24 protein-coding genes are annotated in these 24,610 nt (G+C 57.7%); 8 read left to right on the top strand and 16 right to left on the bottom strand.

The features are described 5' to 3' along the window. The coding region (locus tag APT89_RS06095; RefSeq protein WP_446717757.1) for a helix-turn-helix domain-containing protein at nucleotides 1-616 on the bottom strand (616 nt) is incomplete at its 3' end. A gap of 506 nt (nucleotides 617-1,122) precedes the next feature. Next, nucleotides 1,123-2,571 carry a tRNA uracil 4-sulfurtransferase ThiI gene (gene thiI / locus APT89_RS06090; protein ID WP_045259896.1) on the bottom strand — a complete coding sequence of 483 codons (1,449 nt, stop codon included), beginning with the start codon at nucleotides 2,569-2,571 and terminating at the stop codon, nucleotides 1,123-1,125. A gap of 178 nt (nucleotides 2,572-2,749) precedes the next feature. Between thiI and xseB the strand changes: the two genes are divergently transcribed. The 4 genes from xseB (at nucleotide 2,750) to APT89_RS06070 (ending at nucleotide 6,816) form a co-directional block, all read left to right on the top strand. Then, entirely contained in the window at nucleotides 2,750-2,992 is a 243-nt protein-coding gene (gene xseB, locus APT89_RS06085; protein ID WP_003859094.1) for an exodeoxyribonuclease VII small subunit, read from the top strand. Further along, entirely contained in the window at nucleotides 2,993-3,892 is a 900-nt protein-coding gene (gene ispA, locus APT89_RS06080) for a (2E,6E)-farnesyl diphosphate synthase (RefSeq protein WP_041911085.1), read from the top strand. It abuts the gene before it with no gap. 24 nt (nucleotides 3,893-3,916) lie between these two features. Continuing rightward, nucleotides 3,917-5,779 carry a 1-deoxy-D-xylulose-5-phosphate synthase gene (gene dxs / locus APT89_RS06075; RefSeq protein ID WP_047367605.1) on the top strand — a complete coding sequence of 621 codons (1,863 nt, stop codon included), beginning with the start codon at nucleotides 3,917-3,919 and terminating at the stop codon, nucleotides 5,777-5,779. Between the two features lie 62 nt (nucleotides 5,780-5,841). After that, on the top strand, nucleotides 5,842-6,816 hold the full coding sequence (locus APT89_RS06070) for an aldo/keto reductase (RefSeq protein WP_041911087.1): 975 nt from the start codon (nucleotides 5,842-5,844) through the stop codon (nucleotides 6,814-6,816). A 49-nt stretch (nucleotides 6,817-6,865) separates the two neighbouring features. Here APT89_RS06070 and thiL read toward each other — a convergent pair whose 3' ends face one another. The 5 genes from thiL to nrdR all read right to left on the bottom strand — a co-directional run bounded on the left by thiL (nucleotide 6,866) and on the right by nrdR (nucleotide 10,471). Then, on the bottom strand, nucleotides 6,866-7,837 hold the full coding sequence (thiL, locus tag APT89_RS06065; protein WP_041911088.1) for a thiamine-phosphate kinase: 972 nt from the start codon (nucleotides 7,835-7,837) through the stop codon (nucleotides 6,866-6,868). A gap of 77 nt (nucleotides 7,838-7,914) precedes the next feature. Further along, nucleotides 7,915-8,334, bottom strand: coding sequence for a transcription antitermination factor NusB (gene nusB, locus APT89_RS06060; protein WP_006809908.1), 420 nt, complete (start codon nucleotides 8,332-8,334; stop codon nucleotides 7,915-7,917). A 21-nt stretch (nucleotides 8,335-8,355) separates the two neighbouring features. After that, nucleotides 8,356-8,826: a 6,7-dimethyl-8-ribityllumazine synthase gene (ribH, locus tag APT89_RS06055; RefSeq protein ID WP_006176874.1), complete on the bottom strand. Its 471-nt coding sequence runs from the start codon at nucleotides 8,824-8,826 to the stop codon at nucleotides 8,356-8,358. An 87-nt stretch (nucleotides 8,827-8,913) separates the two neighbouring features. After that, nucleotides 8,914-10,017, bottom strand: a complete 1,104-nt coding sequence (gene ribD / locus APT89_RS06050; RefSeq protein ID WP_060571923.1) for a bifunctional diaminohydroxyphosphoribosylaminopyrimidine deaminase/5-amino-6-(5-phosphoribosylamino)uracil reductase RibD — start codon at nucleotides 10,015-10,017, stop codon at nucleotides 8,914-8,916. 4 nt (nucleotides 10,018-10,021) lie between these two features. Next, on the bottom strand, nucleotides 10,022-10,471 hold the full coding sequence (nrdR, locus tag APT89_RS06045) for a transcriptional regulator NrdR (RefSeq protein WP_008503337.1): 450 nt from the start codon (nucleotides 10,469-10,471) through the stop codon (nucleotides 10,022-10,024). Nucleotides 10,472-10,623: 152 nt separating this feature from the next. Between nrdR and APT89_RS06040 the strand changes: the two genes are divergently transcribed. Beyond that, entirely contained in the window at nucleotides 10,624-11,163 is a 540-nt protein-coding gene (locus tag APT89_RS06040; RefSeq protein ID WP_060571926.1) for a DUF3251 domain-containing protein, read from the top strand. 268 nt (nucleotides 11,164-11,431) lie between these two features. Further along, nucleotides 11,432-12,316, top strand: coding sequence for a nucleoside-specific channel-forming protein Tsx (locus tag APT89_RS06035; RefSeq protein ID WP_060571925.1), 885 nt, complete (start codon nucleotides 11,432-11,434; stop codon nucleotides 12,314-12,316). 118 nt (nucleotides 12,317-12,434) lie between these two features. Here APT89_RS06035 and APT89_RS06030 read toward each other — a convergent pair whose 3' ends face one another. The 7 genes from APT89_RS06030 to queA all read right to left on the bottom strand — a co-directional run bounded on the left by APT89_RS06030 (nucleotide 12,435) and on the right by queA (nucleotide 19,101). After that, nucleotides 12,435-13,115, bottom strand: coding sequence for a helix-turn-helix transcriptional regulator (locus APT89_RS06030; protein ID WP_028012145.1), 681 nt, complete (start codon nucleotides 13,113-13,115; stop codon nucleotides 12,435-12,437). Nucleotides 13,116-13,129: 14 nt separating this feature from the next. Further along, a complete protein-coding gene (locus APT89_RS06025) occupies nucleotides 13,130-13,495 on the bottom strand; it encodes a VOC family protein (protein ID WP_041911091.1) in 366 nt (121 codons plus the stop codon). Nucleotides 13,496-13,637: 142 nt separating this feature from the next. Continuing rightward, nucleotides 13,638-14,609: a protein translocase subunit SecF gene (gene secF / locus APT89_RS06020; protein ID WP_041911092.1), complete on the bottom strand. Its 972-nt coding sequence runs from the start codon at nucleotides 14,607-14,609 to the stop codon at nucleotides 13,638-13,640. Nucleotides 14,610-14,619: 10 nt separating this feature from the next. After that, nucleotides 14,620-16,467 (bottom strand): protein translocase subunit SecD, encoded by a 1,848-nt coding sequence (gene secD, locus APT89_RS06015; protein ID WP_062935949.1) that lies wholly within the window; start codon nucleotides 16,465-16,467, stop codon nucleotides 14,620-14,622. Nucleotides 16,468-16,494: 27 nt separating this feature from the next. Beyond that, the gene (gene yajC / locus APT89_RS06010; protein WP_000007630.1) at nucleotides 16,495-16,827 is read right to left on the bottom strand and encodes a preprotein translocase subunit YajC; all 333 of its coding nucleotides are present in this window, start codon (nucleotides 16,825-16,827) and stop codon (nucleotides 16,495-16,497) included. Nucleotides 16,828-16,849: 22 nt separating this feature from the next. After that, entirely contained in the window at nucleotides 16,850-17,977 is a 1,128-nt protein-coding gene (tgt, locus tag APT89_RS06005) for a tRNA guanosine(34) transglycosylase Tgt (protein ID WP_060571924.1), read from the bottom strand. Nucleotides 17,978-18,030: 53 nt separating this feature from the next. After that, complete coding sequence (gene queA, locus APT89_RS06000) at nucleotides 18,031-19,101, bottom strand: tRNA preQ1(34) S-adenosylmethionine ribosyltransferase-isomerase QueA (RefSeq protein ID WP_028012140.1); 1,071 nt, start codon at nucleotides 19,099-19,101, stop codon at nucleotides 18,031-18,033. A gap of 92 nt (nucleotides 19,102-19,193) precedes the next feature. Here queA and acpH point away from each other — a divergent pair, with 92 nt between their 5' ends. Together acpH and APT89_RS05990 are read left to right on the top strand one after the other, a co-directional pair. Continuing rightward, on the top strand, nucleotides 19,194-19,775 hold the full coding sequence (acpH, locus tag APT89_RS05995) for an ACP phosphodiesterase (protein ID WP_041911095.1): 582 nt from the start codon (nucleotides 19,194-19,196) through the stop codon (nucleotides 19,773-19,775). 127 nt (nucleotides 19,776-19,902) lie between these two features. Further along, nucleotides 19,903-20,505, top strand: a complete 603-nt coding sequence (locus APT89_RS05990) for a peroxiredoxin C (protein ID WP_003859113.1) — start codon at nucleotides 19,903-19,905, stop codon at nucleotides 20,503-20,505. Nucleotides 20,506-20,548: 43 nt separating this feature from the next. Here APT89_RS05990 and APT89_RS05985 read toward each other — a convergent pair whose 3' ends face one another. Together APT89_RS05985 and APT89_RS05980 are read right to left on the bottom strand one after the other, a co-directional pair. Beyond that, a complete protein-coding gene (locus tag APT89_RS05985) occupies nucleotides 20,549-21,934 on the bottom strand; it encodes a DUF3999 domain-containing protein (protein ID WP_041911096.1) in 1,386 nt (461 codons plus the stop codon). Beyond that, complete coding sequence (locus APT89_RS05980) at nucleotides 21,931-24,552, bottom strand: DUF2339 domain-containing protein (protein WP_060571922.1); 2,622 nt, start codon at nucleotides 24,550-24,552, stop codon at nucleotides 21,931-21,933. Before APT89_RS05980 ends, APT89_RS05985 begins: the two co-directional genes overlap by 4 nt. Nucleotides 24,553-24,610 lie beyond the last annotated feature (58 nt).

The raw sequence follows: 24,610 nt of genomic DNA, 5'->3' as shown, positions 1-24,610 counted from the left end.
AGCCGTTGTCCATCGTCATCCGGTCCGGCAGGCCGTAGCGTTCAAACACGCTGACCAGCTGCTGCTGCACGGTCTCGCGCCGTTCATCGGTACAGTGCGCCAGGCACAGGGAAAAACGGGAGTGGTCATCCAGCAGGGTGAGCGGATGGCAGCGGCCACCGCCAAAGGGAAAGTGGCCCTTAAAATCCATCTGCCAGAGGCGATTCGGCGCGTCGTGTTCGAACCGTCCCGTAGCCGGAACGCCCGGTGATGCGCCCGGCAGCAGACCGTGACGGGCCATCAGATTATGGACGGTGCTGAAGGCGGGCATACGGTGCCCCTGGTCTTCGAGCCAGCGCTTAATCTTGCGTGCGCCCCAGCGTTCATGGCGCTCATGGGCCATGCGCAGCAGGGCGGTGATGTCGTCAGATGAGCGGTTCGGGGAATGATGAGGTGCGCGGGAGCGGTCCCGAAGACCGGAGGCACCTTCCTCAGCCCAGCGCTGAAGCCACTTGTAGCCGGTGGCAGGAGAAATGCCGAACTGACGGCAGAGGAAACGGATGTTCGCCCCGTCCTGCGAGGCGAACAGCACAAACTCGGTACGTAATGACATGGTATCTCTCGCATCCCAGGGCATAAGCGACTCCATAAACGGGTTCTTATGCCTCAGTTGTAAGTGTCTACCATGTCCCCGAACAAGTGTTCACTATGTCCCCGGACCGTACAGAGGGAGAGGGCTGGGGTGAGAGGGAACATACGGCTCTGGTGGTCATTCCGTTCACTTTATGTTCCTTGCTACTCTGTAAGGACATGGCCGGTGAACGTGCCAGGGCGGCTCAATCGCCGCCGCCCTGGCGACCCGGGCTCCCGGCGGTAAATCGCCGCTTCGCGGTGCCTTCGGCTTATTCCTTTCGGCTTGTCGGGGACGGGCGGAGGTAACGTCCCTGTAAAGCCCGCCCTCTCGGCGCATCCATGCGCCTCGCCCCGGCCTACAGGAAACGCCTCAGCGATTTACAGCCGGACCAGGACATCGCTGTAAGTTATTCATTTCTCTGAAGCAATGTTCATCGCTTCAGGTATAAAATTACTGGGGATTTCTCACCCCTGTGGGAGAGGGTCGGGGTGAGGGCACCAGGCCGCACGCTACGGACGATACACCTTCACATTCGCGAATCCCTGCTCGCGCAGGTACAGCGCCTGCAGGCGGCTCATCACCCCGCGCTCACACCACAGCAGATACGTTTTGCTCTGATCGAGGTCGCCAAACTTAGTGCTCAGCTTGTAGAACGGCAGAGAAACTACCTCCACGCCTTCCACCTTCAGCGGCTTGTCATCCTGCTCGTCAATGGAGCGGATATCCAGAATCGCATCGTTCGCACCGAAACCGCTCACGGTTTCCACTTCAACCACTTCCTGCTCGGTCTGCTGGGCAATCTCGCGGATGTCGATGTTGGACGCTTCTGCCACCACTCTTTCCAGGATGCTGAAATCGAAGTTCTCTTCTTCCGCTTCGATCTTCGCCTTCACTGCCTTGACGGTCGGGCTTTTTGAGATCACGCCGCAGTATTCCGGCATGGTGCGGGCAAAGTCTTCGGTGCCGATTTCGCGCGCCAGGTCGATGATGTGCTCTTTATCGTGGGAGATCAGCGGACGCAGGATCAGCGTATCTGATACGTTGTCGATCAGACGCAGGTTGGTCAGCGTCTGGCTGGAGACCTGGCCCAGCGCTTCGCCGGTGACCAGCGCCTGCACGCCGTAACGTTCGGCGACTTTGGACGCCGCGCGAACCATCATACGTTTGAGGATCACGCCCATCTGGCCGTCATCCACTTTTTCAAGGATTTCGCCCACTACCGGCTCAAAGTTGATCGCCACAAAACGCACGCGGTGGGAACTGCCGAAGCGGTTCCACAGGTAATGCGCCACCTGACGAACGCCAATTTCATGCGCCGCGCCGCCGAGGTTGAAGAAGCAGTAGTGCACGCGGCAACCGCGACGCATCAGCATGTAGCTGGAGACGCCGGAGTCGAAGCCGCCTGAGATCAGCGACAGCACATCTTCCTGCGTGCCGATCGGGAAACCGCCAATACCTTCATAACGGCCCTTAACCAGCAGCAGACGATCGTTCTCGATCTCAAGGTTAACGGTGACGTCCGGGTTAGTCAGGCGCACGCGCGCCGTCTCAACGTGCTGGTTCAGACCGCCGCCGACGTAGCGCTCGACTTCAATCGAGCTAAACTCGTGCTTACCGCGACGCTTCACGCGCACGCAGAAGGTTTTGCCTTCGATCTGATCGCGGTACTGTACCAGCGCCTTTTCGAAGATATCGTGCATATCGCTGAACGGAACGTCTTCCACTTCCAGAATATGGTGAATACCTGGAATACGGGTCAGCGCGTCGCGAATATCAAGGCGTTTGCTTTCGTCTTTCGCGCGGACTTCAACGTGGTCCCAGTGACGCACCACGGCGAGCGTTTCGTCGTAGTGTTTTAATACGTTACGAATGTTCCCGGTGAGAATTTTAATAAAGCGCAAACGCACAGATTGGCTTTTGATGGTGATTTCAGGGAACAATTTAATGATAAACTTCATGGCGGCAATGTTTCTTAGGCAAGCTTATAAAGGCTTGTAGTGGAAAATGATACAGCAGCCCACACCCGTGGCTGCATCCAGGCGCGCAAGTATACCACCATCGCGCCACTCGCGTTATTTGATAATTGCCCCGAGTCCGTTACCATGTTGGGGCGAAGAATATAAGAGTTAATTCACTATGCCGAAAAAGAACGACGCACCGGCCAGTTTTGAAACTGCGCTGAGTGAGCTTGAGCAGATTGTTACCCGCCTCGAGAGCGGCGATTTACCGCTGGAAGACGCCCTCAACGAATTTGAGCGCGGTGTGCAGCTTGCGCGGCAGGGGCAGGTAAAACTCCAGCAGGCCGAGCAGCGAGTGCAGATCCTGCTTTCCGACAGCGAAGACGCTAAAACCACGCCATTCACACCGGACGCCGAGTAAATGGATTTTACCAACGCGCTTCAGGCGCGCGTCGTTCGCGCCAACGACGCCCTGCGCCGTTTTATTGCGCCGCAGCCTTTTCAGAACACTCCACTGGTTGAAGCCATGCACTATGGCGCACTCTTAGGGGGTAAACGCCTGCGTCCGTTCCTGGTGTATGCCACGGGCAATATGTTTGGCATCAGCGATAATACGCTGGACGCCCCGGCTGCCGCCGTGGAGTGCATCCATGCCTACTCGCTGATCCACGACGATCTCCCGGCGATGGACGACGACGATCTGCGCCGGGGTCAGCCAACCTGCCACATTAAGTTTGGCGAGGCGAATGCCATTCTGGCGGGCGATGCCTTGCAGACGCTGGCGTTCTCGATTCTCAGTGATGCGCCGATGGCGGAAGTGGCCGACCGCGACCGCCTGGCGATGATCTCCGAACTGGCAATGGCCAGCGGCGTGGCCGGCATGTGCGGCGGCCAGGCGCTGGATCTTGAAGCGGAAGGACGTCAGGTTAATCTGGAACAGCTGGAGCGTATTCATCGCCATAAGACGGGCGCGCTTATTCGTTCCGCCGTTCGCCTGGGCGCGCTGAGCGCGGGTGAGCAAGGGCGCAAAGCCCTGCCGATTCTGGACAGATACGCAGAAAGTATCGGTCTGGCATTCCAGGTTCAGGATGACATTCTGGATGTGGTGGGCGATACTGCAACATTGGGTAAACGTCAGGGTGCGGACCAGCAGCTTGGCAAAAGTACCTATCCCGCCCTGCTGGGTCTTGAGCAAGCCCAACGTAAAGCCCGGGATCTGATTGACGATGCCCGCCAGTCGCTGAATGAGCTGGCCGCGCAATCGCTGGATACCTCGGCACTGGAAGCGCTAGCGGACTATATAATCCAGCGTGATAAATAAACTATATATCTCGATGAGCCTTTGATGAGTTTTGATATTGCCAAATACCCGACACTGGCGTTAGTTGACTCCACCCAGGAGTTACGTCTGTTGCCGAAAGAGAGTCTGCCGAAGCTGTGTGACGAGCTGCGTCGTTACCTGCTCGACAGCGTTAGCCGCTCCAGCGGCCACTTCGCCTCCGGGCTTGGCACGGTTGAGCTGACCGTGGCGTTGCATTACGTCTATAACACGCCGTTCGATCAGCTTATCTGGGACGTGGGCCACCAGGCTTATCCGCACAAAATTCTGACCGGACGTCGCGATAAAATTGGCACCATTCGTCAGAAGGGCGGCCTGCACCCGTTCCCGTGGCGCGGTGAGAGCGAGTATGACGTGCTGAGCGTCGGCCACTCCTCTACCTCCATTTCTGCGGGCATCGGTATTGCCGTTGCCGCCGAGAAAGAGAACAAGCAGCGCCGCACAGTCTGCGTGATTGGCGACGGTGCGATCACCGCCGGGATGGCTTTTGAAGCCATGAACCACGCGGGCGATATCAAGCCGGACATGCTGGTTATCCTCAACGATAACGAAATGTCGATCTCCGAGAACGTCGGCGCGCTGAACAACCATCTGGCGCAGCTGCTTTCCGGCAAGCTTTACTCGTCGCTGCGGGAAGGCGGGAAAAAAGTTTTCTCCGGCGTGCCGCCGATCAAAGAGCTGCTCAAGCGTACCGAAGAACACATCAAAGGCATGGTCGTGCCGGGCACGCTGTTCGAAGAGCTGGGCTTTAACTATATCGGCCCGGTGGATGGGCACGATGTGCTGGGTCTGGTGACCACGCTTAAAAACATGCGCGACCTGAAAGGCCCGCAGTTCCTGCATATCATGACCAAAAAAGGGCGTGGCTACGAACCGGCGGAGAAAGATCCGATCACCTTCCACGCGGTGCCAAAGTTCGACCATACCAGCGGCTGCCTGCCGAAAAGCAGCGGCGGCATGCCGAGCTATTCAAAAATCTTTGGCGACTGGCTGTGCGAGACGGCGGCAAAAGATAATAAGCTGATGGCGGTCACGCCTGCCATGCGTGAAGGCTCAGGCATGGTCGAGTTCTCCAAAAAATACCCGGACCAGTATTTCGACGTCGCCATTGCCGAGCAGCACGCGGTCACCTTCGCGGCGGGCCTGGCGATTGGCGGCTACAAGCCGGTGGTGGCGATTTACTCCACCTTCCTGCAGCGCGCCTACGACCAGGTGATCCATGACGTTGCCATCCAGAAGCTGCCGGTGCTGTTTGCTATCGATCGCGCGGGCATCGTGGGGGCTGACGGCCAGACGCACCAGGGGGCGTTTGATCTCTCCTTCCTGCGCTGCATCCCGGACATGGTCATCATGACGCCAAGCGACGAAAACGAGTGTCGTCAGATGCTGTATACCGGCTACCACTATCAGGACGGCCCCTGCGCGGTACGTTATCCGCGCGGCAATGCCCTTGGCGTTGAACTTCAGCCGCTGGAAAAGCTGGAGATCGGTAAAGGTCTGGTGAAACGTCGCGGCGAAAAAGTGGCGATCCTGAACTTTGGTACGCTGATGCCGGAAGCGGCAAAAGTCGCTGAAACCCTGAACGCGACGCTGGTGGATATGCGCTTTGTGAAGCCGCTCGATGAATCTCTGATTCTGAGCATGGCAGAAAGCCACGACGTGCTGGTCACGCTGGAAGAGAACGCCATCATGGGCGGTGCGGGCAGCGGCGTTAACGAGGTACTGATGGCGAACCGTAAATTGGTTCCGGTGCTGAACCTCGGCCTGCCGGACCACTTCATCCCGCAAGGCACTCAGGACGAGGCGCGTGCCGACATCGGCCTGGACGCCGCCGGTATCGAAGCCAGAATCCGCAGCTGGCTGGCCTGATCCCTCCCCTTTTCTGCTCCTGCTATGCTTAAACGTATTGTTTAAACAGCAGGAGCGGAACCATGCAATACACGACATTAGGAAAAACGGACCTCAGGGTGTCCCGGCTTTGCCTGGGCTGCATGACCTTTGGCGAGCCTGACCGGGGAAATCACGCCTGGACGCTGCCGGAAGAGAGCAGCCGCCCTATCATCAAGCGCGCCATAGACGGCGGCATCAACTTCTTCGATACCGCCAACAGCTACTCTGACGGCAACAGCGAAGAGATTGTGGGCCGCGCTCTGCGTGATTTTGCACGTCGGGATGAGATTGTGGTCGCCACCAAGGTGTACTACCCGTCAGGCGATCTGGCTGAAGGCCTCTCGCGCGCGCAGATCCTGCGCTCCATTGATGACAGTCTCAGACGCCTGAACATGGATTACGTCGACCTGCTGCAAATTCACCGCTGGGATTACAACACGCCAATTGAAGAAACCCTTGAAGCGCTGAACGATGTCGTGAAAGCGGGTAAAGCGCGCTATATCGGCGCGTCGTCAATGCACGCATCTCAGTTTGCTCAGGCGCTCGATCTCCAGGCGCAGCACGGCTGGGCACGCTTTGTCACCATGCAGGATCACTACAACCTGATTTACCGGGAAGAAGAACGCGAGATGCTGCCGCTCTGCTACCAGGAAGGCGTGGCGGTGATCCCGTGGAGCCCGCTGGCGCGCGGACGCTTAACCCGTCCGTGGGGAGAAACCACGGCGCGGCTGGTATCGGATGAAGTGGGTAAAAATCTTTATTCCGGTACCGAAGCCAGCGATGCGCTGATTGCCGAACGTTTAGCCGGGATCGCCGACGATATCGGCGCAACGCGCGCGCAGGTGGCGCTGGCGTGGCTACTGGGCAAGCGGGGTGTCGCCGCACCGATTATTGGTACATCGCGGGAAGAACAGCTGGACGAGTTGTTAAGCGCGGTGGATTTATCGCTGACGCCGGAGCAGGTTGCCGAGCTGGAGACGCCGTATCAGCAGCATCCGGTGGTGGGGTTTAAGTAAACACTTGCCGGGTGGCGTACGCTTACCCGGCAATACTGAGCGCACAAACTTACCCGAAGTGATCGTACCCTTTCCAGTCCAGCGTAACGGGCGCACCGTCTTTCACAAACTTCAGCCCTTCACTCTCCGGCATGATCTGACCGATGCAGGTAAACTTTGCGCCAAGATGGGCCAATGCCACGTCCAGCGTTCCACGGTTCAGCTCTGGCACCGTGAAGCACAGCTCGTAGTCTTCCCCACCGGAGAGCGCCCAGCGCAGCGCCTGCTCAGGCTCCACATGGCGAAGCAGTTGCTCCGACAGCGGGAACAGATCCAGGTCAACGCGCGCGCCCACCCCGCTGGCCTTCAGGATATGGCCGAGGTCCGAGATGAGACCGTCAGAGAGATCGATAGCCGAACTGGCCCGCTCGCGCAGCGCCTGACCGTGCAGAATACGCGGTGTCGGGCGCAGATGGCGCTTCACCAGATACGCCGCATCGTCAGCGTCCTTCACGTTTAAGCGATCCTGAAGGATCGCCAGCCCTGCCGCGCTGTCTCCCGGCGTACCGGTCACGTAGATCCAGTCGCCCGGTTTAGCGCCCGAGCGCTTCAGCGCGCGACCGAGCGGCACATAGCCGTGGATCGCCAGCGTCATCGACAGCGGCCCGGCAGTCGTATCGCCGCCAATCAGCTGCATATCGTAGTAGTTCAGCTGTTCAAACAGCGCATCGCTGAACGCTTCAAGCCAGGCTTCATCCACCTCCGGCAGCGTCAGGGCCAGCGTCAGCCAGGCCGGGTCGGCACCCATTGCCGCCAGATCGCTGACGTTGACCGCCAGCGCTTTATACGCCAGATCGGCAGGATCGATATCAGGTAAGAAATGACGTCCGCACACTAAGGTGTCGGTGCTGATTGCCAGCGTCTGCTTTTCAGGAATATTGAGAAGTGCACAGTCATCGCCAATGCCGGTTTCAACATCAAGACGAGAGGTTCTGACACGGTCGAAATAACGGGCAATCAGGGAGAATTCGCCGCATGCCATACGTTATGCCTCAGCAAATAAAAGAAAAAACCGGAGCCGCACTGCCCGTCAGGCAATGCAGAACTCCGGTTTGCGGATCACTTTTTGTGGGGACGGATCGCAGGTGCGGCTTTATCAAGTACGCCGTTAACGAACTTGTGGCTGTCTTCAGCACCGAAGGTTTTCGCCAGTTCGATCGCTTCGTTGATGGCCACTTTGTACGGCACATCATCACGTTTAGACAACTCAAACAGCGCGATACGCAACACTGCTTTTTCAACCTGGCCCAGCTCTTCGAGCAGACGGGACAGGTATGGCTTCATCAGGCCATCGAGATACGCGCTATTAGTCGCCACTCCCGACAGCAGTTCACGGAAGTACAGAACGTCAACGTCTTTCACGTCCTGTTCTGACAGGAACTGGTATTCAACATCAGCGATGTCGTTCTGGGACAACTGCCAGGAGTAAAGTGCCTGGACGGCACATTCACGGGCGCGGCGACGAGCAGCAGGTTTCACGGAATTCCCCTTACAAAAAAATCAGGCCTTAATGGCTTTCAATACATTGATCATTTCAAGCGCGGTCAGTGCAGCTTCTGCACCTTTGTTACCGGCTTTGGTGCCAGCACGTTCGATGGCTTGTTCAATACTTTCGGTGGTCAGCACGCCGAACGCGACAGGAATTTCAGCATCCTGCGCAACGTGTGCCAGACCGTTGCTTGCACCGCCCGCAACGTATTCGAAGTGCGCAGTGCCGCCACGAATAACGGTACCCAGCGCAATCACCGCGTCGTATTTACCGGTTTTCGCCAGCGCGCCCGCCGCCAGTGGCAGTTCATAAGCGCCTGGAACCCAAACAACGGTAATGTTGTCATCTTTAACCTGGCCGATACGTTTCAGGGCGTCAATCGCACCTTCCAGCAGGCTATCGTTGATGAAGTTGTTGAAACGCGCAATGGTGATGGCGACGCGAGCGTCCGGGGTAGCTACAGCAGCTTCAATAATGTTCATACTCTTCCTTTACGGGTTCATTTGGCCCCGCAGGGGGGCGGATTTTATCATAATACTTTGCGCACTGCTTCCCTATTTCGGGAGCAATTACGCTGTCGTTAAATGGAGGCAGACATCCGGACCCACCGGACGAATCTCGCTGAATGTGAGTTGCGGTGCGTCGGCCAGTTTTTCAAGGCCAGGCAGCACAAACAGGCCGCGCGCGTCATGACCTAAAAGTTTAGGCGCAACGTAGACGAGCAGTTCATCCACCAGCCCCGCCTGGAGCAGCGCGCCGGCGAGCGTCGGACCGGCTTCGACCCAGATACTGTTCACCTGCTGCTTGCCGAGCAACATCATCAGCACCACGAGATCCAGATGTCCGTTATGCTCCGGTACCATAATGCTGCGCACGCCTTCCGGCCATTCGCGCGTATCTTCTTTGGTGCGCGCAATCCAGGTTTCACCCGGCTGCTGCACGATGCGGTGCGCCGGGGTCACGCGGTTCTGGCTATCAATAATAATACGCAGCGGCTGGCGCAGGTTCTCCTGCGGATAAAGCGCCTGGGTATCGGCATTCAGCTCATCCCAGCGCACGGTCATGGCCGGATCGTCAGCCAGAACGGTTTCACTGCTGGTGAGGATAGCATGGCTTTGCGCGCGCAGACGTTGCACATCGCGCCTTGCCTGCGGCGAGGTGATCCACTGGCTTTCACCGTTCGCCATTGCCGTACGCCCGTCCAGCGAGGCGCCCAGCTTGAGCTGAATAAACGGGAAGCCGGTGCGCATGCGCTTCAGGAAGCCTTTGTTGATGGCTTCCGCATCTTTCATCATCAGGCCGTGGCTGACGTCGATCCCTTCCTGCTGCAGACGATACAGGCCACGGCCCGCCACCTGCGGGTTAGGATCCTGCATAGCGGCGACCACGCGCGAAACCCCTGCCGCAATCAGCGCTTCACAGCACGGCGGCGTGCGCCCGTGGTGGCTGCATGGCTCCAGCGTCACGTAGGCCGTCGCGCCTCGCGCTTTCTCCCCCGCCATACGCAGGGCATGCACTTCAGCATGCGGCTCGCCTGCGCGATAGTGAAACCCTTCCCCCACGATCTCGCCATCTTTCACGATAACGCACCCGACGTTAGGGTTAGGATGGGTGGTAAAACGACCGCGCTGCGCCAGCTTCATGGCTCGCGCCATGTACTTCTCATCCTGCATGGGCTTAATCCTGTAAGCGGGCGATCTCTTCGCCAAACTCTTTGATATCTTCGAAACTGCGGTAGACAGAGGCGAAGCGGATATAGGCGACCTTATCGAGCTTTTTCAGCTGCTCCATCACCAGGTTGCCGATCATTTTGCTCGGCACTTCACGCTCGCCCAGGCCACGCAGGTAAGATTTAATGTGGTTTAACGCCATTTCGACATCATCCGCGCTGACGGGCCGTTTTTCGAGGGCCTTCAGCATTCCACTGCGCAGTTTCTCTTCGTTAAACGGCTCGCGCACGTCGTTACTTTTTACCACGCGCGGCATTACCAGCTCTGCAACCTCAAAGGTCGTGAAACGCTCGTTGCACACCAGACACTGCCGACGACGGCGCACAGAAGACCCTTCGCCCACAAGGCGAGAGTCGATGACTTTGGTATCCACAGCGGAGCAGAATGGGCAATGCATACGGTATCCCTGTTATCTGGTTAACTGATTTTCATTTTACCCTGATCTGGCCCGACAACAAAGGAAGAGCTTTTTGAGACAAAGGATCTATGTCTGGCGGTACGTTGCTGGCTACCATTATGGGGATCCGTTATTTCAAGGAAATAAACGCTATGACAAGACGTTACCTGAAAATTTTACTGGTGGGGAGCCTCTTCACCCTTAGTGCCTGTGCACAGCAAACCGAAGTCCGCCAGATGAAACAAAGCGTGAATACGCTCAACACGGCGATGGACAAACTGAACAAAGAAACGGTGAAGATCACCCAGCAAAACGCGCTGAACGCTAAATCCACCAGCGGGGTATATCTGCTGCCAGGAGCGAATACGCCTGCCCTGCTTAATAGCCAGATTGGCACGCTGAAGATGTCTCTGGTGAATGTGGCGGCGAATGCGGATGGTACGCGCGCAACATTACGTATTCACGGTGAGTCCAACGATCCGCTGCCCGCCTTCAGCGGCACCGTAGAGTGGGGCCAGATTCAGGGCACCACAGAGAGCTATCAGGAAGTGAACGTGAAGAATCAGCTCTTCACCGCCCCCGCCAGCACGCTGGCGCCGAGCGACGTTGATATCCCGCTCCAGCTGAGCGGACTGACGCCAGAACAGCTGGGCTTTATCCGCATTCACGATATTCAACCCGCCGCGCAATAACCCGCCCTTTTAGCGGAGTGAAATGTCACTCCGCTAACATTTACATTTCGTATGGATTGGCAACATAAATGATTGCCGCTACAATCGCGCCCGTCTAAAGTACGCAAACGTGAACGCAATCGATTACGTATGCGAGAGATATGTGAAACAACACATATTTTTGTGAGCAGGGATTCCTATAATAGGCACCGCAGAAACACGAAATATTTAGAAACGCAATTCGCGCATTTTTCACTCCCGGAAGGGAATTTCAATCAGTGGCATGATTATGAAAAAAACATTACTCGCAGCCGGTGCAGTTCTGGCACTGTCCTCCTCTTTCACTGTTAACGCAGCGGAAAACGAGAAACCACAATACCTCTCCGACTGGTGGCACCAGAGCGTTAACGTGGTAGGCAGCTACCACACCCGTTTCGGACCGCAGATCCGCAACGATACCTACCTGGAATATGAAGCATTCGCCAAGAAAGACTGGTTTGATTTCTACGGCTATATGGATGCGCCTGTGTTCTTCGGTGGTAACACCGATGCGAAAGGTATCTGGAACCACGGTTCCCCACTGTTCATGGAGATTGAACCGCGCTTCTCCATCGACAAACTGACCGGTACCAGCCTGGCGTTTGGTCCGTTCAAAGAGTGGTACTTCGCGAACAACTACATCTACGACATGGGCCGCAATAAGTCCGGTCGTCAGAGCACCTGGTATATGGGTCTGGGTACTGACATTGACACCGGCCTGCCGATGAGCCTGTCCCTGAACGTGTATGCAAAATACCAGTGGCAGAACTACGGCGCAGCGAATGAAAACGAGTGGGACGGCTACCGTTTCAAAGTGAAATACTTTGTGCCAATCACCCAGCTGTGGGGCGGCAACCTGAGCTACATCGGTTTCACCAACTTTGACTGGGGCTCAGACCTGGGCGACAACGACTTCCGCGATCTGAACGGTAAGAAAGCGCGCACCAACGACTCCATCGCTTCAAGCCACATCCTGGCGCTGAACTACGATCACTGGCACTACTCTGTTGTTGCGCGTTACTGGCATAACGGTGGTCAGTGGAACGACGACGCGAGCCTGAACTTCGGTAACGGCGATTTCAGCGTCCGTTCTACCGGTTGGGGTGGTTACCTGGTCGTGGGTTACAACTTCTAATCAGTGCGGGATTGTGCGGGCTGGTGCCCTCACCCCTTCCCTCTCCCACGGGAGAGGGCGCAAACACAAAAAACGGCAACATCGTTGCCGTTTTGCTTTTACCTCGCCACCCGGCTTTTTACTGCTTCACCTTGCGCAAAAAATCTGCCAGAGACCTGTCCGCACTCTCACTGAACCGCCTCTCCGTCATTACAACATTGAGACACCGGTCGAGCCGGAAACAGCGGTAGTCATCGCGCCGTTCACACCATGCCGCCAGCAGCCAGCGCTCTCCCCAGAAGAACAACCCCAGCGGCTGTACCTCACGTTTTGAGAGCAGCCCGGCTTCATCACGATAATGCAGCGCCAATACGCGCTGAGCGGAAATCGCCTGGTGAATCATGTCAAAATCGCTGCGGGAGTGGCTTTGCATGCAAAAATCCGGGGCGTAGATCCGCGTCTGCTCCGCCTTTCTGCGGCTCTCCTCGGGCAGAATAGCCAGCACCTTCTCCTGGGCCGACTCCAGCTCGCGCGACAGCGATTCACCTCCCCAGGTTTTGAGCAGGCGAATCGCGACCATCAGCGCTTCGGATTCCTTATTTGTCAGCATCAGCGGCGGCAGGTCAAAACCCGACATCAGCCGATATCCGCTTCCCGCCTCGCCTTCCACCGGCACGCCGGAAAGCGACAGGTCGCGGATATCGCGGTAGACCGTGCGCTCGGACACGCCAAGCCGGTCCGCCAGATGCGCTGCCGTTGTCAGACGCCTGCCCCGCAGGATCTGCACAATCTGAAACAAACGGTCAGCGCGTCGGGTCATAACGTCATTCGCTCTCAGGCAGGTTGATGAAGGCCGACGCGGTTACCCTCGCTGTCGGTAAACAGTGCGATAGTGCCGATACCATGCGGCAGTTCCAGCGGCCCAAACACGCACTCGCCGCCCGCAGAGGCAATGCGATCGAGCGTGGCCGCCAGATTGTCAGTATGCAGGTAAATAATAGCGCCCTGCAAAGAGGGCGTAACGCCGTCAAATTTTGCCAGCGCTCCTCCGGTGGCGGGATCCTCATGCGGGAAAACCGCCAGCTCGGCAATGTCCATTTTCTCGCGACGCAGCGTGAGCTGCATCACCGGCTCATAAAATTTGATGGCGCGATCCATATCCGAAACCGGAATTTCAAACCAGTTAATTACGCTTTTCATACATCCTCCTGCCTGTTGTTTGGGTTCAAAAGGAGTCTACGGCAGGGCTCCTGACAGCATACTGTCAGGAGTGTTTGTCAGGAGCAGATAAAAAAAATCCCGGTCAACAGACCGGGATTCCGATAACGCGCTAAACGTCGCCTTACGGCAGAATGGACGGCTGATCCGCCCCTTCTTTCTCGACCTTCTGCTGGAGCAGGTGCTCGCGCTTCATGCCAAGTTTCAGTGCCAGGGCGGACGCCACGTAGATAGACGACGCCGTACCGATGGAGACACCGATCAGCATGGTCAGCGAGAAGCCTTCCAGCACCGGGCCACCGAAGAGGAACAGCATCAGGATCACCATCAGGGTAGTACCGGAGGTGATCAAGGTACGATGCAGCGTCTGGGTCAACGACACGTTAAAGATTTCGTACGGCGTGCCGCGACGGATCTTACGGAAGTTTTCACGGATACGGTCAGATACCACGATACTGTCGTTCAGTGAGTAACCGATTACGGACATCAGGGATGCCACGATGGTCAGGTCAATCTCAATGTGGAACAGAGACAGTATACCCATGGTGATCACCACGTCGTGCGCCAGGGCGATAACCACACCGGCCGCCAGTCGCCACTCGAAGCGGAAACCGACGTACACCAGGATGGAGATCAGCGCCACCAGCAGCGCCATGGCGCCGGTTTGCGCCAGGTCCGCACCCACGCTCGGGCCGACGAACTCAATACGCTTGACCGCCGCGCTCTGGCTGGTGGTTTCGTTAATGACCTGTACGACCTTGCTGCCCAGCTCCTGGCTGCCGTTGGCATCGTGCACCGGCGGCATACGCACCATGATGTCGCGGCTGCTGCCGAAGTTCTGCAGCAGCGGCTCTTCAAAGCCCGCTTTCTGCAGCGATTCGCGCATCTGGTCCATATCGACCGGTTTTTCCAGGGAGATCTCGATGACCGTACCACCGGTGAAATCGAGACCCCAGTTAAAGCCTTTCACGCCCATAATGATGATGGACAGAATCAGCAGTAAACCTGAAATGCCGAAAGCCCAGTAGTCCCAGCGCATAAAGTCCCAGACTTTACGGCCATGGTTCAATTGTTCAACAGTATATTCCTGTGCCACAACGCACTCCTCAGATAGACAGCTTTTTGACGCGCTTGCCGCCGTACAGCAGGTTCACGATGGCACGGGTGCCGACAATAGCGGTAAACATTGACGTTGCGACACCGATACCGGTGGTAATCGCAAAGCCTTTGATCGCGCCAGTACCCACTGCATACAGGATAAGAACCTTAATCAGTGTTGTTACGTTCGCATCGAAGATAGAGCTGAACGCGCCTTTATAACCTTCGTCAATCGCCTGCTGGACAGAGCGACCGTTGCTCAACTCTTCTTTGATACGTTCGTTAATCAGTACGTTGGCGTCGACCGCCACCGCAAGGGTCAGAACGATACCCGCAATCCCCGGCATGGTCAGCGTCGCCCCCGGCAGCAGGGACATAATGCCGATGATCAGCACCAGGTTTGCGATCAGCGCGGAGGTCGCAATCAGACCGAACTTCTTATAGAAGAAGATCATGAAGAGGATAGAGACCGCCAGACCGGCCAGACACGCTTCCAGACCCTGCTGGATGTTTTGCATACCCAGAGTTGGACCAATGGTACGTTCTTCAACAATCTGAATTGGCGCAATCAGCGCACCGGCACGCAGCAGCAGCGAGAGCTGACGCGCTTCGTTCGGGTTGTTAATACCGGTAATACGGAAGCTGTTACCCAGACGAGACTGGATGTTGGCGATGTTAATCACCTCTTCCTCTTTCACCAGCACCGCACGACCGTTTGCATCTTTCTTACCGCTGTCTTTGTACTCCACGAACAGGGTCGCCATCGGTTTGCCGATGTTGTCCTTGGTGAAGTTAGACATGATGTTACCACCCGCGCTATCCAGCGAGATGTTAACCTGCGGCTGGTTGTACTCATCCTGGCTTGAAGTGGAGTCGGTGATGTGGTCACCGGTCAGGATCACGCGCTTGTACAGCACAACCGGCTGACCTTCACGGGTCTGTTTCACTTCGGAGTCACCCGGAATACGGCCAGACGCCGCGGCAGACTGATCGACATTGGAGTTCACCAGACGGAATTCCAGCGTCGCGGTCGCACCGAGGATCTCTTTCGCACGCGCGGTATCCTGGATACCCGGCAGTTCAACCACGATACGGTCAGCACCCTGGCGCTGTACCAGCGGCTCAGCCACGCCCAGCTGGTTTACACGGTTACGCAGAATGTTGATGTTCTGCTGAACGGCATATTCACGCGCTTCTTTCAGACGCGCATCGGTCATCACCGCACGCAGCTGGTTGCTGCCCTGCGAGGAGATCACCAGGTCACGGTGACGTTGGGTCAGGTAATCTACAGCCTGATCGCGCGCCGCGCTGTCGCGGAACGTGATGCTCATGCCGTAGTTATCTTCTTTACGCACGGTAGTGTATGGGATGCCTTTGTCGCGCAGATCGCTGCGCAGGCTGTCGATATTCTGTTCCTGCAGCTTGCCGAGCGCGGTATCCATATCCACTTCCATCAGGAAGTGAACGCCGCCACGCAGGTCAAGACCCAGCTTCATTGGCTCTGCGTTCAGCGCAGCCAGCCAGCGAGGGGTTGCAGGAGCAAGGTTAAGCGCCACGACATATTTGTCACCCAGCACGCCCATCAGCGCTTCGCGAGCGCGGAGCTGCGTGTCGGTGGTGTCGAAGCGAGCAAGAATTGCACCCTCTTCCAGAGCCACAGACTTAGCGGTAATTTTTTCTTCTTGTAACGTTTTCTGGACCTGGATCAGCGTTTGCTCACTGGCGGCGACACCGCGCGCGCCAGTGATTTGAACGGCCGGATCCTCACCATACAGGTTGGGAAGCGCGTACAGCAGGCCGACGATAATCACGACGACCAGCATGATGTACTTCCACAAAGGATAACGGTTTAACACGGCAGTTCCCTTTGGGAAAAGTTGGGATTACAGCGCCTTCATGGTGCCTTTCGGCAGAACGGCAGCTACGAAGTCACGTTTGATAACCACTTCAGTGGTGTCGTTCAGGGCGATAGCAATGTAGCCGCTTTCAGCCACTTTGGTTACGCGACCGACCAGACCACCGTTGGTCAGCACTTCATCGCCTTTCGCGATGGAGTCCATCAGCTTTTTGTGCTCTTTGGTACGCTTCTGCTGTGGGCGCAGGATCATGAAGTAGAAGATCAGACCGAACACAACCAGCATCAGGATCAGAGACATCGGGCTGCCCTGCGCCGGAGCACCTGTTGCCGCTACCGCATCAGAAATAAAAAAGCTCATTCAAATTCCCTCATTATTAATATTAATCAACGTTCAACGGTGGAACATCCCGCCCCTGACGTTGGTAAAAATCGGTCACGAAGCTCTCTAATTTACCCTCTTCGATAGCCTTGCGTAAACCAGACATTAAGCGCTGATAGTAGCGAAGATTATGAATCGTATTGAGACGCGCGCCCAAAATCTCATTACAACGATCGAGATGATGCAGATACGCGCGAGAATAAATGCGACAGGTATAGCAATCGCACTCGGAATCGAGCGGGCTGGTGTCACTCTTATGCTTCGCGTTACGGATTTTCACCACGCCATCGGTAACGAACAGATGACCGTTACGCGCGTTGCGGGTTGGCATCACGCAGTCGAACATATCAATGCCGCGACGTACGCCTTCCACCAGATCTTCGGGTTTACCCACACCCATCAGGTATCGTGGTTTATCCGCCGGGATTTGCGGGCAGACGTGCTCCAGAATGCGGTGCATGTCTTCCTTCGGCTCACCCACAGCCAAACCGCCGACAGCGTAGCCATCAAAACCTATCTCTACCAGACCTTTAACAGAGATATCGCGTAAATCTTCGTAAACGCTGCCCTGAATAATGCCGAACAGCGCATTTTTGTTCTGCAGGGAGTCAAAACGGTCGCGGCTGCGCTTCGCCCAGCGCAGAGACATCTCCATAGAGCGTTTCGCGTAGTCCCAGTCTGCCGGGTACGGCGTACATTCGTCGAAGATCATCACGATGTCGGAGCCGAGATCGTACTGAATCTCCATCGACTTTTCTGGATCGAGGAAAATCGGATCGCCGTTGATCGGGTTACGGAAGTGTACGCCCTGCTCGGTGATCTTGCGGATATCGCCCAGGCTGAAGACCTGGAAACCGCCGGAGTCGGTCAGGATCGGGCCTTTCCACTGCATAAAATCGTGCAGATCGCCGTGGAGCTTCATGATCTCCTGACCTGGACGCAGCCACAGGTGGAAGGTATTGCCGAGGATAATCTGTGCGCCCGTGGCTTCAACTTCTTCCGGCGTCATCCCTTTTACGGTGCCGTACGTGCCCACAGGCATAAACGCGGGGGTTTCCACCACGCCGCGATCAAACACCAGGCGACCGCGACGCGCGCGGCCATCGGTGGTATCGAGTTCAAATTTCATTTTTTCTCCGACGTCAGAAAAACAGTCCAACGTTGTCATACGGTGCCGCGGACTTATTCCCCGACACGCTCATTCAAAGCCAGCGGATTGTACGTGATAAACATCGCGTCCCCGTAGCTAAAAAAGCGATATTTTTGTTCTACCGCAGACTTGTATGCATTCATCGTATGCTGATAACCCGCAAATGCAGAGACCAGCATAATCAGCGTCGATTCAGGCAGATGGAAGTTGGTCACCAGCGCGTCAATCACCTTGTACTGGTAGCCCGGGTAGATAAAGATCTGCGTATCGCCAAAGAACGGCTCGATAAGACCGTTTTTAGCTGCCTGCGCGGCGCTTTCCAGTGAACGCACGGACGTCGTACCGACGGCCACGACGCGGCTACCGCGCGCTTTCGCCGCCAGCACCGCATCCACCACATCCTGCGGCACTTCGGCATACTCGGAGTGCATGATATGGTCTTCAATGCTGTCCACACGCACCGGCTGGAAGGTGCCCGCACCGACGTGCAGCGTCACAAACGCCATCTCAACGCCCTTCGCACGCAGCTTTTCCAGCAGCGGTTCATCAAAGTGCAGACCTGCGGTTGGCGCCGCGACCGCGCCAGGCTTCTGGCTGTAGACGGTCTGGTACAGCTCGCGATCGGCCTCTTCGTCCGGGCGCTCAATGTACGGCGGCAGCGGCATGTGGCCGATAGCGTTCAGGATGTCGAGCACCGTGCGCTCGTCGTCGAACGCCACCTCGAACAGCGCGTCGTGGCGCGCGGTCATGGTCGCCTTGATGCTTTCGTCATCACCCAGCAGCAGCTCCGCGCCCGGCTTCGGCGCTTTGGAAGCGCGAATATGTGCCAGAATACGTTTATCATCGAGCATACGTTCGACCAGCACTTCAATCTTGCCGCCGCTGGCCTTACGGCCAAACAGGCGCGCCGGGATCACGCGGGTATTGTTAAAGACCAGCAGATCGCCAGGGTTGAGCTTGTCGAGCAAATCGGTGAAAGTACCGTGCGTCAGCTCGCCCGTTGGCCCATCCAGTGACAGTAAGCGACAGCTGCTGCGCTCAGGCATGGGATAGTGAGCAATCAGGGATTCAGGTAGTTCAAAGGAGAAATCGGCGACGCGCATGACGTATACTCGTGACTTAAAAACAGGCGGCATAGTCTAGTGCTCACACCCTTTTGCTGCAACAACTAGCCGCCACTGGACAAATAAAACGCATGAATTTTCTCGCTCACCTGCATCTCGCTCACCTCGCTGACAGCTCCCTTTCCGGCAATTTGCTGGCCGATTTCGTGCGCGGCAACCCCGCTGAAGCGTATTCTCCCGAGGTTGTCGACGGGATTTTTATGCACCGCCGCATTGATGTCATCACTGATAATCTGCCCGAGGTGACGGAAGCGAAAGCGTGGTTTCGCCCTGAAACGCGCCGCGTTGCGCCGATCACGCTCGACGTGATGTGGGACCACTTCCTGTCTCGCCACTGGGAACAGCTCTCGCCGGAGATGCCGTTGCCGGCGTTTGTGCGCTATGCCCACCAGCAGGTGTCGATCATTCTGCCCGATTCGCCGCCGCGCTTTGTGAATCTGAATAACTACCTGTGGTCGGAACGCTGGCTGGAGCGCTATCGCGAGATGGACTTTATCCAGAATGTCCTGAATGGCATGGCGAGCCGTCGCCCGCGGCTGGATGCGCTGCGCGACTCCTGGTACGACCTGGATGAGCATTACGATGCGCTGGAGAGCCAATTCTGGCAGTTCTATCCGCGCATGATGGCGCAGGCGAAAAACAAGCAGCTCTGACAGCACGATCATTGATAGGTAAAAGCTGGCGGAACGATTGTCACCACCTCTTTGTCTTATCCACGAACACTCTCTATACTGGCTCGCGTTGCGTTCCAAATAACCTTAGTATCTACAGGAGAATCATATGGTTCTGGTAACTCGTCCGGCTCCGGATTTTACAGCTGCAGCAGTTCTGGGCAACGGTGAAATCGTTGAAAACTTCAACTTCAAACAGCACACCAACGGTAAAGCGACCGTTCTGTTCTTCTGGCCAATGGACTTCACTTTCGTTTGCCCGTCTGAGCTGATCGCGTTCGACAAACGTTATGAAGAATTCCAGAAGCGTGGCGTGGAAGTGGTTGGCGTCTCCTTTGACTCTGAATTTGTACACAACGCATGGCGTAACACCCCTGTCGAAAACGGCGGCATCGGTGCGGTGAAATACGCAATGGTTGCGGACATCAAACGCGAAATCCAGCAGGCTTACGGTATCGAACATCCGGACGCTGGCGTTGCGCTGCGCGGTTCCTTCCTGATCGACGCAAACGGCATCGTTCGTCACCAGGTTGTGAACGATCTGCCGCTGGGTCGTAACATCGACGAAATGCTGCGCATGGTTGACGCGCTGCAGTTCCACGAAGAGCACGGCGAAGTGTGCCCGGCTCAGTGGGAAAAAGGTAAAGAAGGTATGGCTGCGTCCCCAGACGGCGTTGCTAAATACCTGTCTGAGAACGTATCCAGCCTGTAATCGGCACGGTTTACGAAGAAGGCCCGCTTATGCGGGCCTTTTTTTATGCCTTACGCTGCGTCTCTCGCCAGATGCGCCAGGCCATTCCCGCCAGCAGAATTACGCCCGCAATTAGCACGCCCCACACCAGCAGCGCGTTCATCCGGCTCTCCCGCTCGGACGCAGAGGTAGCGGTCAGACGCCCCTCGCCGCCTAACGCGACATCATCCAGAATGTCGGCCTGCGGCAGGTGCTCCATATCATAGGTTTTGCGCAGATCGGCGGGGATCAGCATGTCAGGCTCCACGCTGGCAGGCTTTGCAGCGCCATTACCCCAGGCAAGCACGTATGGCGCTTTTCCCTGCGCGTTGAACACCAGATCATAGCGGTCACGATGCCCGGTGACGCCTGGCAGGTATTCCGGCAGGCGCGCATTCAGCGTCGTGATTTTCACCGCCTGCACCAGGCCTCCGCTAAGCGAAACCGGTGAAGACGTTTTGCCCTCCAGACGGTAAAGCACCTCTTTTTTCAGGGGGTGCCATGTGTCTTTTTCCGTACTCCGCCACGCTATCTCCACGGGAAGGACGCCGTCGCCATTCAGTAAAATGCTGATAGCACTCAGCGGCTGCGGCTGCGCCCAGTGCCACTGCGCTTCGCTTGTCGATAGCTGCTCCCCTATCCCCTCAAGAGCTATCGCGTCCGGCGTCGCCCGCGCAGGAGCGCTAATCGCGTTAACGCCGGTTAAGGTCACCCCCTGGCTCTGAGCATTCAGCACAACCAGGAGATAGCGGTTCGTATCGGGAGACAAAACGATATCGGTATCGATCCGATCGAGCTTAAGACGATCCTGCCCGCTCATCACGTCCAGCAGCGGCATATCCTCGCGCAGGGTATACCAGCGCTTAAGATCCTCGCTGTAGTAGACCGACGCCGTTCCCTGCCACGGCGCCTGAGGGGTATTCCAGAGCAGTTGCAGTTGGGATATTTCCACCTCCTCCGACGCCTTTTCCGGCAGGGTCAGCAGATAATGCTGCCCGGCTGCGGCGGCTTTTTGCCCCTCCAGCACAATCTCTACGCCGTTTCCGGAACGGAGCAGGATCTTATCGCTGCCCTCATCCCCACGCGCAGGCGCAAGCGGTGAGGCGTCCAGAGGAAAGAGGCGCAGCGCCGTGGATTGCGCTGCCACCTGCGGGCGCGTCGCGGTGACCAGGCTGAAAGGAACCGGCTCGCCCGACTGGTTAAAGACGCGAACGTCATGCAGATCCGGCGACGTGCTCTGCGTATAGACGGCGAGCGGCAGCGTCACCCGATACCACTGGGAAGGGACAGACGTATCCAGCGAGCGGCCAAAGGCATAGTCCCGGGGCGATTCCGTTTGTACCTCGTCGCAGAACGCCGGGCCTGCAAGCGCCAGCAGAGCGGTACAAGCTACCGCTTTCATCCATTTCATTTTTCATCTCCTGTTTTGGGCGGTAGCGGCGAGAAATACCCCACGATCAGCACCAGTATTGCCACGCCGATAAACGCCACCGCACGCGACAGACCGCCTCCACCCGCGCTGTCCACCAGCATCAGTTTAACCATCACCACGCCCAGCAGCGCGGCACCGCCAAGCCACTCCTGACGGGAAGCCCTACGGGTGGCGTGGACCATGATCATCAGCGCGCTCAGCATCCAGAACAGGGCAAACGTGGTCTGGATCAGCCGCGAATCCCACAGCGACGCCATATTCCAGGCCACGTCGCCGTACCAGGCCAGAGCGCGCATCAGCGCACCGTTAAGCCACCAGAAGCCAAACGCCATAATCGCGACGGCAGGCCACGGACGGGCCTGCAAGAGCTGCGTCGGGTAGTAGCGATCCACCGCCCGGTAAAAGACCACCAGCCCCAGCAGCGCAAACGCCGCGCCTTCTTCAAGCGGGTTCACCAGCGGCAGCCAGGTCTGACGATAAACCACGCCGTCCTGGAAATTGGTTACCACCAGCAATACCAGCAGCGCCGCGAGCACGGGGATCGGTGCTATGCACGCGTAGAGCGCGGGCCACTCCCGGAACGGCCACCCGCGACGGCGCACCGCCGCAGAGAGCGCCATAATCACCCCGCCGCCTGCGGCCATCGCCAGCCCGCTGCCCCAGGCCGCCATGCCCCACGGCAGCGACCGGGCAAACCAGTAAAGCTCCGCCGCCAGCGCCAGTAATATCATCCAGAACAGCGCCAGATGCAGCCCCATAGAGATGCGCGGCGCTAAACGGGCGCCGTCGCGCCGCAGCAGCATTAGCGCGGCGGGAAGCGCAATACCCCAGGCCAGATTTGACCAGCCGGCGGCAAACATCTGCTGGTGCGAGAGCTGATAGCCCACCATCACCAGCATCAGCGGCCACAGCAGCCATTTGCTGGCATCCAGCTCCCGCCACGCCAGACGAGCGGCAGCCTGCCGCCAGCCCCAGGCCGACGCCGCCGTCAGCGCCAGCACGCCCGCCAGAACAGGCAGTTCCTGCTTCAACACCAGCCGCGACGCGCCAAATAGCGCCACGAGCCAGAACAGCAGCCCGCCTGCCAGCAGCGCCCAGCTAACCGGCAGAAAGAGGTTCCGCCACAGCCAGGCCGCAGCCAGCCAGCAAAGGCTAAGGATGGCGAAGATAAGCAGCAGGCTCAGCGGCGCAACGCCATTCATCTGCGCCCACAGCGCGCTGCCGAGCGCCAGCACCAGCAGCGCCGTCCCGCTATAGCTCATGCGCCGCTGGTGCTGCTGCACGCCCAGCCAGAGGATGCCCAGCCCCTCCAGCGCCCAGGCCATCGCCGTCCACCGCGCGGAGAGCGCGAGCGGAATCGCAAGCGTGGCAAACCCGCCGCCGATCGCCAGCGCCGCCATCACCAGCGGTCGCCCGATGGACGGATAGCGGCGCAGCGCAAGGAAAGCGAGGGCAAGATAAAATGCGCCGTATCCCAAAGCGCTCAGGGCCGGACCATATTCCCAGTGCCGGGTCATACCGTACTGCATCCCAAAGCCTATCAGCGGCGGGGCAAACAGCAGCACGCCGTCAATAATCTGCTTTCCTTTCTCCTGCGCCCGCAGCGACAGCGCCACGCTCAGCACGCCGAATATCAGCGTATTGGCAATCAGGAACAGCTGGCAGATCCAATAGTCTTCAGGCTGGTACTCACTTAGCCCCCACAGGCCGCCCACGCCAAAGGTAAACAGCAGCCCGAGCAGGTTGAGCTCGCGCCAGTGCTGCCAGATGCTGATGGCGAGAATGCCGATGGAAAGCAGGAGATAGAAGGAAAACAGCGCCACAAAGCTGCCGCCCCCGGTAGATAGCAGCAGCGGCGCAAGATACCCGCCGAGGCTCGCCAGCATGGCAAGGCTCAGCGCTTTCTGCAGCACGGCCAGCCCAACGCTCGCGGCGCAAATCACCACCAGTAGCGCAAAGGCCAGCGTCATCGGCAGCATCTGCCAGAGCCGGAAGGCGCCGAAGACCGTCAGGTAGAGAATGCCCGTCGCCCCGCCCTGTAAGATAAGCGCGTAGATCGGCTGCTTGTGCCGCAGCCGCCACCCAACCGCCAGCAGCACGATGGCAAACAGCGCCGTCGCCACCAGGCGCAGCTCAAGCGGGAACAGGGAGTGTTCAACGGTATAGCGCAGCAGGAAAGAGAGGCCGAGGAAGAGCAGCAGAATGCCAAGCTTCGCCAGGGGATTACCCTGCATAAACCAGCGCGTCAGCGACGTCACTATGCCACCAAAGGCAGAAGGCTGTTTAGCCGCAGGCGCAGGGGCCGGAGCGGGTTTTGCCTCGGCTGTAGGAATGTCGGGACGCCAGGGATCGACAGGCGCGGGCGCGTCCTCAGCCACCGGCGCGGTCACGACAGCCGGAGTGACCGCTTGCACCTGTTCTGTCTCCGGCGCTACCTGAGCTGCACCGCGCTGCTCAAGCACCTCAATGCGCTGGCGTAGCCGGGCGATCTCCTGCTGCGCCGCCGTGCTTCGATTAAACCCGATAACCGCAAGCACGGGCGCAACCAGCAGCGCAAAAACCAGGAATAAACAGCCAAGGATGTAAAGCTCGTCCATGTTTCCACCTTCACCGTAAACGATCTGTTAAGATTGACACAAATCGTTGCATTTGCGC

It is taken from the genome of Enterobacter sp. 50588862 (genome assembly GCF_001462935.1).
In the GTDB taxonomy this organism is placed as follows: Bacteria; Pseudomonadota; Gammaproteobacteria; order Enterobacterales; family Enterobacteriaceae; genus Enterobacter; species Enterobacter bugandensis.
Note: the sequence above shows the minus strand (reverse complement) of the source record. Positions and strands in the feature narration are given on the sequence as shown.